The sequence below is a fragment of the Streptomyces sp. NPDC107562 genome, assembly GCF_055657325.1.
In genome coordinates, this window is sequence record NZ_JBVKBE010000001.1 from 372,634 (window position 1) to 391,080 (window position 18,447).

An 18,447-nucleotide genomic window follows, 5' to 3' on the forward strand; every position below is an offset into this window, starting at 1 on the left:
GTGCCTCCCTCCGCACTTCATGTTGCTCGCGCAGGCAGACCGTACGGACGTACGAGGTGGGATGTTGTTGCCGCAGCAGCGGCCGCAAATCCTGACTCCCCCTCCCCGACCTCGCGGGGTATCGCGGCGCTCTCAAATTACCAGCGTCCTTCGCAAAGTCTCCACACGGAACCGGGCGGAACTGGTCACATCTGATGTGATGGAAACCTCAGTCCTACGATGCAACCTTCTGGCCGTCAGCCCCGTACGGGCCGACCGGGGAGCCCCGGGTGGGCGGCGGAACTTTCCGGTGGTGAATGGTCGGGGCACTTTGTCCGCGTCGGGGAAGAAGTGACGAGATCATGGACAAAAGGACTTACGTCCCGGAACGAACGCCGCTAACTTCCTTGTGACACGCCCGTCACAGCGTGACCGGTGTGTCATGGCGCGACGGCGCGCGCCCCGTACTCCCACGGCAGGTCCGCTCGGCCCTGCCGCCCCCACCTCCGGGAGGCACCTGTGCGCACAAGCCCGTTACCCCGAAGACTCCTCCGATGGCTCGTACCGACGGTGGCAGGCGCCGTCGGTATCGTTTTGCCCGCGGTGCCCGCGGGCGCCTCCGGGGAGGGCACGAGCCGGCCCGCGAAGGCGGCGGCACCGGAGTTCCAGCAGGTCACCCTCGCCAAGGGCGTGGCCGAGATGGGCGAGCCGATGACCCTGGCGGTCCTGCCCGACCGCTCGGTCCTGCACAGCTCCCGCGACGGAACCGTCCGCCTCACCGACGCGGTCGGCAACACGAAGGTGGCGGGCAAGCTCGACGTCTACTCCCATGACGAAGAGGGCCTGCAGGGCATAGCCGTCGACCCGGCCTTCACCTCGAACCGGTACGTCTACCTGTACTACGCCCCGAAGTTGAGCACACCGGGCGGCGACGCCCCCGCGGAGGGCACCGCGGCCGACTTCGCCCCCTTCGACGGCGTCAACCGGCTCTCCCGGTTCGTCCTGCGGGCCGACGGCACGCTGGACGTCGCCGGCGAGAAGAAGATCCTCGACGTTCCCGCCTCCCGCGGCCTGTGCTGCCACGTCGGCGGCGACATCGACTTCGACGGCGGGGGCAACCTGTACCTGTCGACCGGCGACGACACCAACCCGTTCCAGTCGGACGGATACACCCCGATCGACGAGCGCGCGCACCGCAACCCCGCCTTCGACGCCCAGCGGTCCTCCGGCAACACCAACGACCTGCGCGGCAAGGTACTGCGCATCAAGGTCGCCGCGGACGGCTCGTACACCGTCCCGAGCGGCAACCTCTTCGCGCCCGGCACCGCGAGGACGCGCCCCGAGATCTACGCGATGGGCTTTCGCAACCCGTTCCGGATGAGCGTCGACAAATCGACCGGCATCGTGTACCTGGGGGACTACGGACCCGACTCCGGCTCGGCCGACCCGGCACGCGGCCCGGAAGGACAGGTCGAGTTCAACCGGATCACCAAGGCGGGCAACTACGGCTGGCCGTACTGCACGGGCCGGAACGACGCCTACGTGGACCACGACTTCGCCACCGGTACGGCGGGCTCCGCCTTCAACTGCGCGGCACCGAGGAACACCTCCCCGCGCAACACCGGACTCACCGACCTGCCGCCCGCCCAGCCCGCCTGGATCCCGTACAACGGCGGCTCCGTACCGGAGTTCGGGGGCGGCTCCGAGTCGCCCATGGGCGGCCCCGTCTACCGCTACGACGCGTCCTCGACCTCCGAGGTGAAGTTCCCGCAGGAGTTCGACGGCGACTACTTCGCCGGCGAGTTCGGCCGACGCTGGATCAAGCGGATCGAGAACGGCGGCGACGGCACGGTCTCGTCCATCAACGCCTTCCCCTGGACCGGCACACAGGTGATGGACATGGCCTTCGGACCCGACGGCGCGCTGTACGTCCTGGACTACGGCACGGGCTACTTCAACGGCGACGAGAACTCCGCCCTGTACCGGATCGAGCACGTCACCGGCGGCCGCGCACCCCTGGCCCAGGCCACGGCGAACGTGACCTCGGGCACCGCGCCGCTGAGCGTGAGCTTCTCCTCCGCGGGCACCACCGACCCGGACGGCGACGCGCTCGCTTACTCCTGGCGGTTCGGCGACGGCGGCACCTCGACGGCGGCCGACCCGACCCACACGTACAGGGCCGACGGCCAGTACACGGCGACCCTCACGGTCACCGACTCCACCGGCAGGTCCGGCACGGCCTCCGTGCCGATCACGGTGGGCAACACCGCGCCCACGGTCCGGCTGGACCTCCCCGCCGACGGCAGCATCTACGACTTCGGCGCGGCGATCCCCTTCCGGGTGACGGTCACCGATCCCGAGGACGGCACCGTCGACTGCTCCAAGGTCAAGGTCAGCTTCATCATCGGGCACGACAGCCACGGTCACCCGCAGACCTCGGCGACCGGCTGCTCCGGCACCCTGCAGACCTCGGCCGACGGTGAACACGACCCGGACGCCAATCTCTTCGGGGTGCTCGACGCGGAGTACACCGACCAGGGGGCGAGCGGACAGCCGCCGCTCACCACGCACGACCAGCACGTCATCCAGCCCTCCCACCGCCAGGCGGAGCACTACGGCGACGCGGCCGGCGTCCAGGTCGTCTCCCACGCCCCCGCGCACGGCGGCAGGACCGTCGGCCACATCGAGAACGGCGACTGGATCTCGTTCGAGCCGTACGCGCTCGGCAACGCGAGCCGGTTCACCGCCCGGGTCTCCTCCGCCGGGTCCGGCGGGACCATCGAGGTCCGGGCCGGATCGCCGACCGGCACCCTGCTCGGCACCGCCACCGTGCCGGTGACCGGAGGCTGGGAGACCTTCCAGGACGTCACCACACCCCTCGTCGACAGGCCCGCCGGCTCGACCACGCTGTACCTGGTGTTCAAGGGCGGCGCGGGCGCCCTCTTCGACGTCGACGACTTCTCCTTCGACACCGCCGGCACGACGCGCTCAGGACCCGTGCGCGGAGTCAACGGCACGTGTCTGGACGTCGACGGGGCGCAGACCGCGGACGGCACCGAGGTCCAGGTGTGGACCTGCAACGGCAGCGCCGCCCAGACCTGGACCGTTGCCGACGGTGCGCTGGGGGCGCTGGGGAAGTGCCTGGACGTGTCCGGGGGCGGCAGTGCCGACGGTACGAGGATCCAGCTGTGGACGTGCAACGGCTCCGGGGCCCAGGTGTGGGCCGCGCAGGCCGACGGCACGGTGCGCAACCCGCAGTCCGGCAAGTGCCTCGACGCGTCCGGCGGCACCTGGAACGACGGCACGCCGGTGCACCTGTGGACCTGCCACACCGGACCCAACCAGAAGTGGACTCTCCCCTAGCCGAAAGGCGGTGACACACATGCGCAGCACACCGAGAGCGGCCACGGCGCTCCTCGCGGCGGCCCTGCTCGCCGGAACGCCGCAGGCGATCGCCGGGACCGGCTCCGCGGAGCGGGCCGAGGGTGACGGCACCTCGATCGTGGCGGCGGCACCCGCGGCGGACCCCGCCTACGAGGTGCTCGTCTTCTCCAGGACGGCCGGGTTCCGGCACTCCTCCATCGACGACGGCATCGCGGCCCTGCGGGACCTGGGCGCCACGAACAACTTCACGGTGGACGCCACCGAGAACCCCGGCGCCTTCACGGGCGCCAACCTGGCCCGCTACGAGGCGGTCGTCTTCCTGTCCACCACGGGGGACGTCCTCGACGCCACCCAGCAGACCGCGTTCGAGCAGTACATCCGGGGCGGTGGCGGATACGTCGGCATCCACGCCGCCGCCGACACCGAGTACGACTGGCCCTTCTACGAGGGACTGGCCGGGGCGCTGTTCCAGTCGCACCCCGCGATCCAGCCCGCCACCGTGAAGGTCGAGGACCGGGCGCACGACGCCACGGCACACCTGGGAGCGACTTGGCAGCGCACGGACGAGTGGTACAACTACCGCTCCAACCCGCGCACCACGGCACACGTGCTGGCCTCCCTGGACGAGTCCAGCTACAGCGGCGGGTCGATGGCGGGCGACCACCCGATCAGCTGGTGCAAGGACTACCAGGGTGGCCGCGCCTTCTACACGGGCGGCGGGCACACCGACGAGTCCTACGGCGAGCCCGCGTTCCGCCGCCATCTCCTCGGCGGCCTGCGCTGGGCGGCGGAGCGCACACAGGCCGACTGCCGACCGGAGACGGGCTATCAGACGCTGTTCAACGGTTCGACCAGCGGCTGGAAGCAGGCGGGCCCGGGTGGCTTCACCCTGGCCGACGGCACCCTGACCTCGCACGGCGGGCTCGGAATGCTGTGGTACTCGGCGCGCGAACTCCAGGGCGACTACTCCCTGAAGCTCGACTGGAAGGCGGCCGGCGACGACAACTCCGGCGTCTTCGTGGGCTTCCCGGCCTCCGACGACCCCTGGTCGGCGGTGAACAACGGCTACGAGATCCAGATCGACGCCACCGACACGCCGGAGCGCACCACGGGCTCGGTCTACGGGTTCAAGTCGGCGGACCTCGCCGCCCGGGACGCCGCGCTGAATCCTCCGGGTGAGTGGAACACGTACGAGATTCGTGTCACGGGGGAGCGGCTGGAGCTCTTCCTGAACGGCCGCAAGATCAACGACTTCACCAACGCGGACCCGGCGCGGAGCCTCGCCCAGGGGTACGTCGGGCTCCAGAACCACGGCGACGGTGACGACGTGGCCTTCCGCAACATCCGTGTCAAACAGGCGGGTTCCCCTCCGGGCCCGCGTGCGGGCGAGGTGAAGGGGGTCAACGGCACGTGTCTGGACGTCGACGGGGCGCAGACCGCGGATGGCACCGAGGTTCAGGTGTGGACCTGCAACGGCAGTGCCGCGCAGCGGTGGACCGTTGCCGACGGTGCGCTGAGGGCGCTGGGGAAGTGCCTGGACGTGTCCGGGGGCGGCAGTGCCGACGGTACGAGGATCCAGCTGTGGACGTGCAACGGCTCCGGGGCCCAGGTGTGGGCCCCGCAGGCCGACGGCACGGTGCGCAACCCGCAGTCCGGCAAGTGCCTCGACGCGTCCGGCGGCACCTGGAACGACGGCACGCCGGTGCACCTGTGGACCTGCCACACCGGACCCAACCAGAAGTGGACCCTGCCCTGACGGACATGTGCCCCCGCTGAGGGGAGGCTCCGACTCGCTCACGGCCGCGCCCGTGAACGGCCTCGTCACCGACGGCCGCTCACCGGCGCGGCTGAGGGTCGGGAGGGACCGCCCCGCGAAGAAAGGTGCGCCGCTCAGACGTCGCGTCGCGGGCTCGCCGGCCGCGACAGGGCGGCCTTGGCGTGCCGGGTCCCCTCGTCGGCGAGGACCTCGTAGCGATCGTCCGTGAGCGCCTTCATGGTCAGTTCGGCCACGGCCTCGGCGCTGATCTTCGGCGCGTCGGTCCAAGCGCTGAGATCCGTGTCCACGAAACCGGCGTGCACCCCGACCACCAGGGTCCCCTGCGCGTCGAGGCCCTGGCGCAGGGCGTCCGTCAGCGACCACTGCGCGGCCTTGGAAGCGGCGTAGCCGGGGAACTCCGGTCGGCTCGACCACGAGGCCAGCGAGAGCATGTTCACCAGCGCCCCACCGCCGTTGCGGGCCAGGATCGGGGCGAAGGCCCGGGAAACGGCCCAGGTGCCGAAGTAGTTGACCTCCATCGCATGGCGCGCGCCGTCGAAGGGGCCTTCCCTGAGCCCGGTGGTGGCGCCGCCGACGCCCGCGTTGTTGATCACGATGGACACGTCCGTCGCGGCCGCGGCGGCAGCCGCGACGGCCTCCTCGTCGGTGACGTCGAGGCGCAGCGGCACCACGTCCTGGTCGGTCACGCTCGCGGGGTCGCGCACGCCGGCGTAGACCTTGGCGGCGCCGTGGTCGAGCAGGGCGCGGGTGAACGCGCGGCCGATGCCGCGGTTGGCGCCCGTGACGAGGGCGACTGCTCCATCGATGTTCATCGGTACTTCCTTCGTGACAGCCGTGGGACAGCGAGATCCATGGGTCCGGACGCTTCGTGGTTCCATGCTAGCTACTGACTTTATTAATGCAAGTTAGACTGTTCGGGGACAGGGGTGCAGCTGAGTTGCAAGAGGAAACCCAGCCGGTAGACTGCCCATGAGAGCGCCAGTGGCCGCGGAGCGCGCGGACCCGGCGTCGAGCAGGAGGTGCGGCGTGGCGGCCGGAAGACAGCTGTCGGGTCTCGCGGACGACGATCCGCCCTGCTCCATCGAACGGAGCCTGCAGATCCTCGGTGAGAGATGGTCGCTGCTCGTGCTGCGCGAGGTCTTCGCCGGCAGGCACAGGTTCGCCGAGATCCAGACGTCCCTCGGCGTCGCCTCCAACCTGCTCAGCGCGCGGCTCAAGCTGCTCGTCGAGGCGGGCGTCCTGGACACGCGGACCTATCAGGAGCCCGGCAGCAGGCCCCGCCAGAGCTACCACCTCACGGCGGCCGGAAGCGATCTGCTGATCGTGCTCGGGGCGCTCCAGCAGTGGGGCGACCGCCACCGGCCCCGCCCCTCGGGCCCCTCCGCGCTGCGGCGTGCGCGCTCCACGGGGCGGCCCGTCCACGTCGGGTTCCTCGACGACGAGGGCCATGAGGTGCCCGCCTCGGAGGTCACGATGCTCGCCGTCCGGCCCGCCGAGGCCTGAGCGGGCCGCGAGCCGAACTCCCGCGGTGCGGGATGGGTAGGGTCGGCCCATGCCGACGCAGGGGAGAGGAACGGCCATGAGGACGCTGGTGCTGGGACGGACCCCCGCCAGGGTGACGGCGGTGCTGGAGACACTGCGCGCCGACGGATTCGAAGCGGAGGGGGTGAGCACCGACGAGGAGGCCCGGAAGCTGCTGGAGACCGGCGCGTTCGAGGTGCTGATCATCGGCGGAGGCGTGGGGCCCGCCTCTCGCGCGGAGATCAGGGAGTTCGCCGCGGGGCACCGGGTGCGCCGGGTGATCGACGGCGCGCTGACCGAGCCGTTCGACGCCTACGTACGGCGCGAGTTCGAGCCGCTGATCCGGGAGGCCGCCGAAGGGTGACGGCCACGGTCCGCCCGGGCCCGGGTCCGGGCGGACCGTCACCGGTCCGGCGGTGGGTCCGGGGCCGGCGCGCCCCCGTCTTCACGCAGCGTTGTGTACACCGACCAGATCACCGACACGAACGGCACCGCCACCACGGCCCCCACCACGCCCGCCGCGATGGCGCCCGCGACGACCGAGATGGCCACCACCAGCGGGTGGAGCCGGACGGCCCAGCTCATGACCAGAGGGTGCAGAAGATGACCCTCGATCTGGCCGATGACCACGATCAGTCCGAGGACCACCGCCGCCACCAGGGGCCCCTGGGAGGCGAGCGCGACGACCGTGGCGACCGCGAGGGCGATCGGCGAACCGATCAGGGGCACGAAGGCGGCGGCGAATTCGAGCAGTGCCAGGGGAACGGCCAGCGGTACGCCGAGCAGGGCCAGCGCCACACCGACGAGGATCGCGTTGGTCGCCGCCACCAGCACGATCCCCCGCGTGTAGCCGGTGAAGCTGCGCCAGGCCGCGCGCCCGCCGAGCATCACCGAGGCCCGCACGGACGCCGGGAGCTGTTCGGTCACCCACACCCACTGCCGGTGGCCCGACTGAAGGAAGAACACCGAGCAGAACAGGCCCAGAGCCACCGTGGTCAGCAGGGACACCAGCCGTCTCGCGTTGCTGAGCGCCGTGCTCACCAGGTCGGAACGGTGCGTGGCGATGAACTCGGCGACCTTGTCCTGGATGTTCAGCGCCGCCACGTCCAGGCGGAACGGCGGACGCTTGAGCCAGTCCTCGATGCGTCCCACGCCGTCCCGGAACTCGCGTACCAGGGTCGTGCTCTCCCCGGCCACCGCCTCGCCCACCAGCACGAGCACCCCCAGTGCCAGCACCGCGCTCCCGAGGAGGGCCGACGCGACGGCGAGGGGGCGCGGCATCACCCGGTCCATCAGGTCGACCAGCGGGCGCAGCAGCGCGGTGACGACCAGGCCGAGGAAGACGGCGACGCCGATCTCGTGGAACTGTCCCAGTACGGCGAAGACCGCGTACACGACGGCGCCGACGGCGAGCAGGCGCCACGCGTACGCGGCGGTCCTGCGCAGGAGCGGGTACACCGAGGGCGACGTGCCTGGCTGCATGAGCATGCGCTTCCCGCTCCCGCACCCGGTCACCACGCCCTCGCCCCACGTTCGCCCGACGGGTCCAAGGAGAGGGGTGACGACGGGAACGGCCGCACCGCCCCGCGGCCGTCAGCCCACCGCACTCATCTGCCGCCACTCGGCCCACGGGACGTTCCACGCGCCGAAGCCGTTCCCCGGTGCGACGACACCCTTGGTGTCCTTGCCCGTGATCTCGAACGGGTCGCCCGCCCGCACCTGTGCGTAGAACCAGGCCGCGTCCGCGTCGCTCATCCCTATGCAGCCCGAACTGCGGTTGGCGTTGCCGAAGTACCGGGCGTTCCACGGGGCGGCGTGGGCGTACATGCCCGACCAGGTCAGCCGCATCGACCAGTCGACCATCTTGTCGTAGGCGTCGCCGAGGCCGACCGTCTCGGAGTTCATGTTGATCGTGCCCTCCTTCGCCATGAGGACGGCGGTTCCGCGCCAGGACCGCTTGTCGCCGCCGGGTGTGCCACCGGAGACCGGGATGCGCCGCACGGCCTCGCCGTCGCGTACGAGCGTGAGCTGATGGTCGTCGAGATCGACCTCGACGACCTGCCGGGCGCCGACGGTGAAGGTGGTCGTGTAGTCGCGCACGAACCAGCCGCCGTCGGCGCCCGAGTCGGTGCCGTTCAGCTCGGCCTTCAGCGTGACCTCGGTGCCGGGCTTCCAGTACTCCTTGGGCCGCCAGTCCACCCGGTCCCTGCCCGACCAGTCGCGCATCCAGCCCCATGAGCCCTCGGTGTCGTTCGAGGTGCTCACCTTCAGCTGCTTCTCGACCTCCGCCCGGTTCCTGACGGGGTGGTCGAAGACGAGCGAGACGGGCTGGGCGACGCCGACGGTGGCGTCGGCGCCGGGCCGCCAGTCGACCTTGTTGACCTTGCCGGCCGGTTCCGTGGTGAAGGAGGCCCGGCTCCGGCCCGCGCTGCCGCCCGCCGTCCGGGTCGCCGCCGTGACCGCGTACGTCGTGCCGGGCGCCGCCTTGCGGTCCGACACCCATGACCTGCCGTCGCGGGCCACCTTGCCCGCGAGTCCGCGGCCCTCGCCGTCGACGACGGTCACGGAGGTGAGCCGGCCGTGCGCGACGGTGACCGTCACCGGCTCGCCCGCGGCGGCCCGTTCTCCCGTGGGGGTGACGGTGACGGTGACCGGTCGGTCGACGGCACTCCTGGTGCCCTCGGAGCCGGAAGGGGTGGGGGAGCCGCCCGACGAGCAGGCGGCGAGGGGCGCGAGCAGCGCCGCCGCGGCGGCGGCCGATACCCGGGAGCGGGTGCGTGTGCGGATGCGGTGCAACGGAACCTCCGTGACGGAACACAACGAGTCCTGGTCGGTGGACTCTCGTGACTGTAGAGGCGGAAAACTCCAGGTCAGCGGCTACGCAGCTGTGTGACGGCGACTGGTGACGAACCGTCATGGTCCGGTCACATTCGCCGCTCGGGACGGTCATGGGCCGCTGTGAGCATCTGGTGCGTCCCCGGCACCAGGCCCGGGGAGAAGGAGGCTCAGACTGTGTCAGCGCTGTTGGTGCCACCCGGCCGCGAACACCGGGAACGCAACCCGGACCACGCCTTGGGGCCCGTCACGGCCGAGGCCTACCGTGCCTTCCTCGCCTCCCCCGCCGGCGCGGCGCTCGGCGCCGGCTTCCTGCAGTGCCCGTCCTGGGCCGACGTCAAGGACGGCTGGCACGCCCGGCTGATCGGCTGGGGACCGGACCCCGGGGCCGGTGAGCTGACCGGCGTCGCGCTGGTGCTGCTGCGACAGTTCCCCGGCACCCGCAAGTACTTCGCCTACCTCCCCGAAGGCCCCGTCGCCGACTGGCGTGACCCGGACATCGACGGCTGGCTCACCCCGCTGCTGGACCACCTGCGCCGGGAGGGGGCCTTCGCGGTACGCATCGGACCCTCGCCCGCGTACCGGCGCTGGAACGCCGACCTGCTCAAGTCGCTCACCGGTCCCGGCCGGCGCCTCGCCGATGTCCTCGCCAGCGAGGTCGACCCGCTCGGCACCGCCGTCGCCGAACGGCTGCGCGCCCGGGGCTGGCGCCGCTGCGGCGGGGACGGGACCGACGGGGACGCCCAGCCCCGTCATGTGTTCCGGGTGCCGCTCGCCGGGCGCACCCCCGAGGACCTGTGGTCCGGGCTCAACCAGGAATGGCGCCGCAACGTGCGCCGGGCCCGGAAGGAGGGCGTGGAGGTGGTGGTGGCGGGCGCCGCCGAACTTCCCGAGTTCTACCGGCTGCTGCGCGTCACCGAGGAGCGCGACGGGTTCCGGCTCGGCCGCTCGCTCGCCTACTACGAGCGTCAGTACGCGGCACTCAACGCGGAGGAGCCGGGCCGCATGAAGCTGTACCTGGCCCGGCACCGGGGGGAGACGCTCGCCGCCCACACGATGATCACGGTGGGCGGCAGGGTCTGGTACCAGACCGGCGCCTCGGCCGACCACCGCCGCGAGGTCCGGCCCTCCAACGCCCTGCAGTGGCGGATGCTGCGGGACGCCTACGCCGTCGGCGCTGCCGTCTACGACATGCGCGGGGTACCCTCCACTCTCGACCCTGACGAACGTGCGTACGGACTGCTGCGGTGGAAGCTCGGCACCGGCGGACAGGTCGTCGAGACGTTGGGGGAATGGGAGAGACCCTTGGGCGGCACCGCCAACCAGACGCTCTACCGCGCCTTCCAGGCGTACCTGAACCGCCGATGACGCGAAGGACCGCACAGGCCGCCGCGGCAACGGGCGGCGGCGCGTCCGAAGCGGACGACGCCAAGGGAGTCCCGCACGGCGGCGCGGACGCCACCGTGCCCCACGCCCGGCGCGGTGCACAGTCCAGCGCGGGCGCGGGCACAGCCACGGTCGGCGATCCCGGGCCGTCCGCGCCCGACGACCCGGGCCGCGCGCCCGAGGCGCCCTCCGCGGCGCGCAGCAGCGCCGTCATGGCCGCCGGTTCCCTCGTGTCCCGGGCCACCGGTTTCGCCCGCTCCGCCGTGGTCGCCGCGGCGCTCGGCACCATCGGGGCGACCGCCGACGGCTACGCGGTCGGCAACTCCCTGCCCACCATCGTCTACATGCTGCTCCTCGGCGGCGCCCTGAACGCCGTCTTCGTGCCGGAACTGGTCAAGGCCGCGAAGGAGCACGCCGACGGCGGTGCCGCGTACACCGACCGGCTCGTGACCGTCTGCGTCGTCGCCCTGCTGGCGATCACCGCCACCGCGGTGTGGGCGGCCCCCGCGATCATCGACCTGTACACCGACTACACCGGCGAACAGGCGGCCATGACCACCGCGTTCGCCCGCTACTGCCTGCCCCAGATCTTCTTCCTCGGACTCTTCACCCTGCTCGGCCAGGTGCTCAACGCACGCGGCCGGTTCGGCGCCATGATGTGGACGCCGGTCCTCAACAACCTCGTCGTCATCACCGTCTTCGGCCTGTACCTCGCGCTGGCCATGGGCGGCGGGGACACGCTCACCGCCACCGAGACCGCGGTGCTCGGCTGGGGTACGACCGCCGGGATCGCCGTGCAGGCGCTCGCGCTGGTCCCCGCCCTGCGCGCGGCCCGCTTCCGCTGGCGGCCCCGCTTCGACTGGCGCGGCAGCGGGCTGACCCGTCCGCTGCGGGCGGCCGGCTGGCTCGTGCTGCTCGTCCTCGCCAACCAGGCCGCGTACTGGGTCACGACCCGGCTCGCCACGGACGCGGGCGTCGACGGCGGCCCCGGGTTCAGCGCCTACAACAACGCCTACGCCCTGTGGGCCGTACCGCACGGCATCATCACGGTCTCCCTGGTGACGGCCCTGATGCCCCGGATGAGCGCCGCGGCCGCCGACGCCGACACGGCGGCCGTACGCCGCGACGTCTCGTACGCCCTGCGCACCTCCGCCTCCGCCGTGGTGCCCGCCGCCTGCATGCTGTTCGCGCTCGCCCAGCCGGTGATGACCATGGTCTTCGGGTACGGCAGGACCAGCGCCGCGGACACGGCCGCCATGGCCGGGATCCTGATGGCCTTCGCGCCCGGACTCGTCGCCATGTCGGGCCAGTACGTCCTGTCGCGCACCTTCTACGCGCTCTCCGACACCCGGACGCCCTTCCTGCTCAACCTCGTGATCGTCGCCGTCAACGCGGGCCTGTCCGTGGCCGCCGCCCAATTGCTGCCGGCCCGCTGGGCGGTCACGGGCATGGCGGCCGCGTACTCGCTGGCGCTGTGCGCGGGCTGGGCCGTGACGGCACGGGTGCTGAGCCGTCGGCTCGCCGTCGCCCGGCCGCTGCGGTCGTCCGCCGCCGGCACCCATGTGCGGCTGCTGCTCGCCGCCGCGCCCGCCACCGTCCTGGGCCACCTGGCGGCCGCCGGCGCCGGACCGGCCGGGGCCCTGGCCGCGACGGCCGCCGTCGCGGCAGCCGTCGCGCTCACCTTCGCCCTGCTCGCCAGGCCGCTACGGCTGCGCGAACTCGGCGCCCTGCTCTCCGGTGCCCGCCGGCGAGTCACCCGGTCCTGACCACCACCGAGGGAGACTGCAGATGCCCCGCGTGCTCCTCATCGAGGACGACCCTTCCGTACGCGAAGGGGTCGAACTCGGTCTGCGCCGCCGCGGCCACGAGGTACGGGCGGCCGCCACCGGCGAGGCCGGCCTCGCCGCCCTGATCGAGTTCCGCCCCGACCTGTTGCTGCTGGACCTGATGCTGCCCGGGATGAACGGCGTCCAGGTCTGCCGCCGGGTCCGCGAGAAGAGCCAGCTGCCGATCATCATGCTCACCGCGCGCGGCGACGACTTCGACGTGGTCATAGGCCTGGAGGCCGGTGCCGACGACTACATCGTCAAACCCGCCCGCACCGAGGTGATCGAGGCCCGCATCCGCGCCGTGCTGCGCCGCATCGAGGACGCCGGACCCGGCCGCCCGGCCATCGAGGTCTACGGCGAACTGGCCATCGACCGGGCCGGACTGACCGTGACCAAGGCAGGCGAGCGGCTCCCGCTCGCACCCTCCGAACTGAAACTCCTGCTCCATCTCTCCTCCGCCCCGGAGCAGGTCTTCAGCAGGCAGCAACTGCTGGAGCACGTCTGGGAGCACAGCTACCACGCCGACGCCCGCCTGGTCGACGCCTGCGTCAGACGCCTCCGCAGCAAGATCGAGGACGAGGACGGCACCCCGCGCTACGTCCAGACCCTGCGGGGCTTCGGCTACCGCTTCGGACCGCTGTGAGCCGCCCGCCGGCACGGCGGATGCGGGCGAGGGCGTTCGGGCTGCGGGCGCGGCTGGTGCTGTCCTTCCTGCTGGTGGCCGCCGTCAGCGCCGGGACCACCGCCGCGCTGACCTACCGCGAAGCCCGCAACGCCCTGCTGCAGACCGCCCAGGACACCGCGGTCTCGTCGTTCCGCGACCAGGTCCAGCAGACGGGCTGGGCACTGCCCGTGCAGGCGGAGGGCATCGAGGAGGTCCTGCGAGACCTCGCCCGCAAGGGCAAGCCGCACCCCTGGGTCGTCTTCGCCGAGTACGGCTCGATCCGCGCCTCCTCCGGCGAGAGCCCCGTCTCCACCGTCATCACGCCCGAGCTGCGCCGCGCCGCGCGGGCCAACCCGAACGGCAGCTTCGAGCGGGTCGTCAAGGACGGCGTCCCCTACCTCACCATCGCCATGCCCACCGTCTTCAAGTCGGGCCCCTACAGCGTGCTGCCCAGCGGGCTCGTCCTGTACGCCGTCATGCGGATGACCGACGAGCAGGTCAACGTCGAGGCGCTGCTCACGGCCGCCCGGGACGGCGCCCTGCCCGGCCTCGCCGTCTCCCTGATACCCGGTCTGATCGCCGCGCGCAGCGTGCTGCGTCCCGTGCGCGATCTGCGCCGGGCCGCGCAGAGCATGGGCAGCGGCAGGCTCGACACCCGGATCCAGGTGCGCGGCAGTGACGAACTGGCCGATCTGGCACACACCTTCAACGAGTCCGCGGGCCAACTCGAACGCTCGGTGCAGGAATTGCGCGAGGCCGAGGCACGCGCGCGCCGCTTCGCCTCCGACGTCTCGCACGAACTGCGCACCCCCCTCGCCGGAATGCTCGCCGTCACCGAGGTCCTCGACGAGGACGCGAGCGGGCTGGACGCCGACACCGCCCGCGCGGTCCGGCTGGTCAGCACCGAGACGGGCAAGCTCGCCGTGCTCGTCGAGGACCTGATGGAGATCTCCCGCTTCGACGCCCGCGCGGCCGGGCTGAACGCCGACGAGGTCGACGTCGCCGAGGCCATCCGCAAGACCCTGCAGAGCCGGCACTGGACCGACGGCCGGGTGCGCACCGCGATGCCCGACGGCATCCGTGCCCGGCTCGACCCGCGCCGCTTCGACATCGTCGTCGCCAACCTCGTGGGCAACGCCCTGCGGCACGGCGGCGCGCCCGTCACCGTGCAACTGCGCGTCGAGGCGCGCCCCGAGGGCCCGCCTGCCCTGGTCACCGAGGTCACCGACAGCGGACCGGGCATCCGGCCGGACGTGCTCCCGCACATCTTCGACCGCTTCTACAAGGCCGACGCGGCCCGTACCCGCTCGGCGGGCAGCGGCCTGGGACTGGCGATCACCCTGGAGAACGTCAGGCTGCACGGCGGAACGATCCACGCGGGGAACCTGCCCGGGGGCGGCGCCGTCTTCACCGTCGAGATACCGCTCCACGCGGAGGAGGCCGACGGATGAGGCGTGCGCGGACCCGCCGACGCGCGGCGACCCTCGCCGTCCCGGCGGCCGCCGTGCTGTTCGGCGGCTGCGGCATCCAGGAGACCGATGTCGTCGAGGCGGGCGGTCCCGCCACGGTCGAGGCCTTCGTGAACCGCGACGAGGACATGCTGCTCTTCTTCCGCTCGACGGCCGGAGACCTGTTTCCCGTCGTCCGGACGGTCGGGTCGTCCAGCGGGTTCGGTTCGGAGTACGACGACCCCGCCGCCGTGCCCGTGGCGCCGGAGAAGACGGTGACGGCGCTGCTCGCCGGTCCGGACGAGAGGGACCGGGCCGCGGGGCTCGGAACCGCGCTGCCCGCGACCGAACCCGGCGGGACCGTCACGATGGAGGCCTCCCCGGACGGCAGTGTCACCACCGCACTGCCCGTCGCCGTGGGCGGACTGGACCGCACCGCACTGCGGCAGCTGATCTGCACGATCGCCTACGCCCGGGCCGCCGACGGCCAGGTCACCGTGCGCCTGCGGGGCAGCGACACCGTCTCGGAGTCCGGCACCTGCGACCTCATGCGTTAGGCCCCGGGCCCCCGCCCGGACGGAGAACACTATGAACGCAAAACCCAAGGTTGTGTCGCCGCTCGTGGTCGCTCCATAGCATCACGGCTCGCGCTGTGAAGCAGGCGCCGAGCAACGAGGAGCGGCAAGTGGACCACCCGAGAACGGCCTTTCGTACCTTCCGGCAGTCACGTGGCCCGGGGCGCCCCCGCTTGCGGCTGGTCGTGGCCCTCACCACGGCGGCGTTGGCGGGCGGCCTTGTGAACGTGACCGGCGCGCAGGCGGAGGCGGCCCGGCCGGCGGCCGTCGCCTGCCCCACCGCACTCGCGGACAAGGCCACTTGCTACACCGGGCAGGACGCGAACGGGGCCTACTACGCCATCGCCGTGCCCAAGCAGTGGAACCGATCGCTCGTCGTCCACGCCCACGGCGGACCCGACCTGGGCGACGGCTCCGACCCGGAGCGCAGCCTCGGTGACCTGGAGCGCTGGCAGGTCATGGTGGACCAGGGCTACGCCTGGGCCGGTTCGTCGTACCGCCGGGGCGGCTACGGCACCAGGATGGGCGCGGTCGACACCGAGAACCTGCGCCGCCTGTTCGTCGAGGAGTTCGGCCGGCCGAAGCGTACCTATGTGCACGGCCAGTCCTGGGGCGGCAACGTGGCCGCCAAGGTGGTGGAGACCTACGGCGGCCGGAGCGGGCCCTACGACGGCGCGCTGCTCACCAACGGCGTCCTCGGCGGCGGCTCGCGCGGCTACGACTACCGGGTGGACCTGCGCGTGGTCTACCAGTACTACTGCGCCAACCTCCCCCGCCCGAGCGAGCCGCAGTACCCGCTGTGGCAGGGGCTGCGCCCCGACTCGACGCTGACGACCACCGGACTGCGCGCCCGGCTCCAGGAGTGCACCGGCTACGAGTCGCCGCCGCAGGAACGCACCGTCCTCCAGCAGCGCAACCTCGACGACATCCTGGCCGTCACCCGGATCCCGGAACGCACGCTGGAGTCGCACCTGCGCTTCTCGGTCTTCACCTTCCGGGACATCGTGCACAAGCGCCTCGGTGACCGCAATCCCTTCTCCAACACGGGGGTGCGCTACAGCGGTTCGCACGACGACAAGGCGCTCAACGCCGGTGTCGAGCGGTTCTCCGCGGACCCCCGCGCGGTCCGTGACCTGTCCTACGACAGCGATCTCACGGGCCGGGTGGAGATTCCCGTCCTCACCCTGCACGCCATCGACGACCCGACGGCCTTCATCGAGCACGAGGCCGCCTACCGCGACACGCTGGCCGGCGCCCACCGCGAGGGGCGCCTCGTGCAGACGTTCACGAACGAGCACGAGCACAGCGAGCTGAGCGACGCCGAGTACGCCAACTCCCTCTCGGCGCTCGACACCTGGGTGCGCACCGGCCGCAAGCCCACGGCCAGGTCGGTCGCGGCCTCCTGCGCCACCTTCGACCGCGTCTACGGGACCGGCTGCTTCTACGACCCGGAGTTCCGGCCGGCCTCCTACGCCTCGCGTGTCAGGCCGCGGCCGGGCGGCTGGAGCTGGCCCGCCATGACCGCCTCCCAGGAGAAGGCGTGGAGCCGCGTCGAGGGCGTGGGCATCGCTCCCTGACGGGGCCCTGGACCCCGGCTGCCGCGTGTGCCGACGCCGATCCGGCACACGCGGCAGTCCGGTCAGAAGGTCAGCTTCCAGCTGTCGATGTAGCCGGTGTCCTGCGAGGCGACGTCCTGCACCCGCAGCCGCCAGGTGCCGTTCGCCGGCTCGCTGGACGCGTCGACGGTGTACGTGGTGACGACGTTGTCCGCGGAGTCCGAACTGCTGGAGTTCTTCAGCCGGTAGGCGGTGCCGTCCGGTGCCAGCAGGTCGACGACGAGGTCGCCGCGCCAGGTGTGCTTGATGTCGACGCCGACCCGGAGCGCGGACGGCGCGTTCCCGGTCCGGCCTGCGACGGCGACGGACGACGTCACCGCGGCGCCGTTGTCCGGGACGGCGACGTCCGTGGTGTTCTCGTACGACTGGCCGGGCGGTACCGGCTCCGAGGTTCCGAGCGTCCAGACCGCGTGGGCGAGGGCGTCGCTGTTGCGGTCGAGCGCGGTGTCGTTGATGTTCGTCGTCGAGTCGCAGGAGGAGTGGTAGCACCGGTCGAACGCCTGGCCGGAGGTGCCACCCCACTTGGTGGCCTGCGCCGCCGTCTTGGTACGGCTGGCGCCGGTGAACAGGCCGCCGACGGGTATGCCCACGTTCTTGAAGGACGCGTGGTCGGAGCGGCCGTCGCCCTCCGTCTCGATCTCGGTCGGCACGCCGATGCCCGTGTACCAGTCCTTGAAGACCTTCTCGATCGCCGGGTCGTCGTCGTAGACGAAGTAGCCCGGGTTCGGGGAGCCGACCATGTCGAGGTTGATGTAGCCGGAGACCTTGGCGCGGTCGGCGGTCGGCAGGTTGTTGACGTAGTACCTGCTGCCGACCAGCCCCAGCTCCTCGGCGCCCCACCAGGCGAACCGCAGGTGCTTGGTGGGCTGGAGCTGGGCACGGGAGACCGCGAGGGCCGTCTCCAGCACGGCCGCGGAACCGGAGCCGTTGTCGTTGATCCCGGCGCCGGAGGAGACCGAGTCGAGGTGTGCGCCCGCCATCAGGACCTGGTTGGGGTCACCGCCCGGCCAGTCGGCGATCAGGTTGTACCCGGTGCTGCCGGACTGGGTGAACTGCTGGACGGCGGTGGTGAATCCGGCGGCGTCGAGCTTGGCCTTCACGTAGTCGAGGGAGGCCCGGTAGCCGGGGCGGCCGTGGGCCCGGTTGCCGCCGTTGGCCGTGGCGATCGACTGGAACTGCGTCAGGTGCGCCTTGACGTTGGCGAGCGGGATGTCGGGTGCTGCCAGGGTCCCGGCGCCGGAGGTGCCCGTCATGGCCCGGTCGGGCGTGGCCGAGGAGGCGGCCGGGGACGCGGCGATCAGCCCGGCCACGGCCACCAGGGCCACGGCGGCCAGACGTCCGAAGGAGGTCGTGGGCAGGCTGGATCTCGGATGTGTCATGTGGGGAGCCGCACTTTCTCGTCGATTGGGGGGTCGAGCGATGCCTGGATCAGG

The 18,447-nt window shown here is 72.0% G+C and carries 14 protein-coding genes; 10 read left to right on the forward strand and 4 right to left on the reverse strand.

Features of this window, described 5'->3' with window-relative positions; genetic code table 11:
* Positions 1-678 precede the first annotated feature (678 nt).
* Both ACZ7LV_RS01810 and ACZ7LV_RS01815 read left to right on the forward strand, forming a co-directional pair.
* Complete coding sequence (locus ACZ7LV_RS01810; RefSeq protein WP_471936049.1) at positions 679-3,342, forward strand: PQQ-dependent sugar dehydrogenase; 2,664 nt, start codon at positions 679-681, stop codon at positions 3,340-3,342.
* A gap of 19 nt (positions 3,343-3,361) precedes the next feature.
* Positions 3,362-5,119, forward strand: a complete 1,758-nt coding sequence (locus tag ACZ7LV_RS01815; RefSeq protein WP_471934815.1) for a lectin — start codon at positions 3,362-3,364, stop codon at positions 5,117-5,119.
* A 134-nt stretch (positions 5,120-5,253) separates the two neighbouring features.
* Here the strand turns inward: ACZ7LV_RS01815 and ACZ7LV_RS01820 are convergent, their stop codons facing one another.
* The gene (locus ACZ7LV_RS01820; protein WP_471934816.1) at positions 5,254-5,952 is read right to left on the reverse strand and encodes an SDR family oxidoreductase; all 699 of its coding nucleotides are present in this window, start codon (positions 5,950-5,952) and stop codon (positions 5,254-5,256) included.
* 214 nt (positions 5,953-6,166) lie between these two features.
* On the opposite strand from ACZ7LV_RS01820, the gene ACZ7LV_RS01825 reads away from it, so the two are divergent.
* A complete protein-coding gene (locus tag ACZ7LV_RS01825) occupies positions 6,167-6,643 on the forward strand; it encodes a winged helix-turn-helix transcriptional regulator (RefSeq protein WP_471934817.1) in 477 nt (158 codons plus the stop codon).
* Positions 6,644-6,719: 76 nt separating this feature from the next.
* The gene (locus ACZ7LV_RS01830; protein WP_471934818.1) at positions 6,720-7,025 is read left to right on the forward strand and encodes a hypothetical protein; all 306 of its coding nucleotides are present in this window, start codon (positions 6,720-6,722) and stop codon (positions 7,023-7,025) included.
* Between the two features lie 38 nt (positions 7,026-7,063).
* Here the strand turns inward: ACZ7LV_RS01830 and ACZ7LV_RS01835 are convergent, their stop codons facing one another.
* Both ACZ7LV_RS01835 and ACZ7LV_RS01840 read right to left on the reverse strand, forming a co-directional pair.
* Complete coding sequence (locus ACZ7LV_RS01835) at positions 7,064-8,143, reverse strand: AI-2E family transporter (RefSeq protein ID WP_471936053.1); 1,080 nt, start codon at positions 8,141-8,143, stop codon at positions 7,064-7,066.
* A gap of 111 nt (positions 8,144-8,254) precedes the next feature.
* The gene (locus ACZ7LV_RS01840) at positions 8,255-9,457 is read right to left on the reverse strand and encodes a L,D-transpeptidase (RefSeq protein ID WP_471934819.1); all 1,203 of its coding nucleotides are present in this window, start codon (positions 9,455-9,457) and stop codon (positions 8,255-8,257) included.
* Positions 9,458-9,673: 216 nt separating this feature from the next.
* Between ACZ7LV_RS01840 and ACZ7LV_RS01845 the strand changes: the two genes are divergently transcribed.
* The 6 genes from ACZ7LV_RS01845 to ACZ7LV_RS01870 all read left to right on the forward strand — a co-directional run bounded on the left by ACZ7LV_RS01845 (position 9,674) and on the right by ACZ7LV_RS01870 (position 16,975).
* Positions 9,674-10,864: a lipid II:glycine glycyltransferase FemX gene (locus ACZ7LV_RS01845; RefSeq protein WP_471934820.1), complete on the forward strand. Its 1,191-nt coding sequence runs from the start codon at positions 9,674-9,676 to the stop codon at positions 10,862-10,864.
* Positions 10,865-11,094: 230 nt separating this feature from the next.
* Positions 11,095-12,648, forward strand: coding sequence for a murein biosynthesis integral membrane protein MurJ (gene murJ, locus ACZ7LV_RS01850; protein WP_471936055.1), 1,554 nt, complete (start codon positions 11,095-11,097; stop codon positions 12,646-12,648).
* Positions 12,649-12,670: 22 nt separating this feature from the next.
* The gene (locus ACZ7LV_RS01855; RefSeq protein ID WP_471934821.1) at positions 12,671-13,354 is read left to right on the forward strand and encodes a response regulator; all 684 of its coding nucleotides are present in this window, start codon (positions 12,671-12,673) and stop codon (positions 13,352-13,354) included.
* Between the two features lie 20 nt (positions 13,355-13,374).
* Positions 13,375-14,826, forward strand: a complete 1,452-nt coding sequence (locus tag ACZ7LV_RS01860) for an ATP-binding protein (protein WP_471936057.1) — start codon at positions 13,375-13,377, stop codon at positions 14,824-14,826.
* Positions 14,823-15,380, forward strand: coding sequence for a hypothetical protein (locus ACZ7LV_RS01865; protein ID WP_471934822.1), 558 nt, complete (start codon positions 14,823-14,825; stop codon positions 15,378-15,380). Before ACZ7LV_RS01860 ends, ACZ7LV_RS01865 begins: the two co-directional genes overlap by 4 nt.
* Positions 15,381-15,619: 239 nt before the next feature.
* Positions 15,620-16,975, forward strand: coding sequence for an alpha/beta hydrolase family protein (locus ACZ7LV_RS01870; RefSeq protein WP_471936059.1), 1,356 nt, complete (start codon positions 15,620-15,622; stop codon positions 16,973-16,975).
* A gap of 62 nt (positions 16,976-17,037) precedes the next feature.
* Here the strand turns inward: ACZ7LV_RS01870 and ACZ7LV_RS01875 are convergent, their stop codons facing one another.
* On the reverse strand, positions 17,038-18,393 hold the full coding sequence (locus tag ACZ7LV_RS01875) for a M28 family metallopeptidase (RefSeq protein ID WP_471934823.1): 1,356 nt from the start codon (positions 18,391-18,393) through the stop codon (positions 17,038-17,040).
* Positions 18,394-18,447 lie beyond the last annotated feature (54 nt).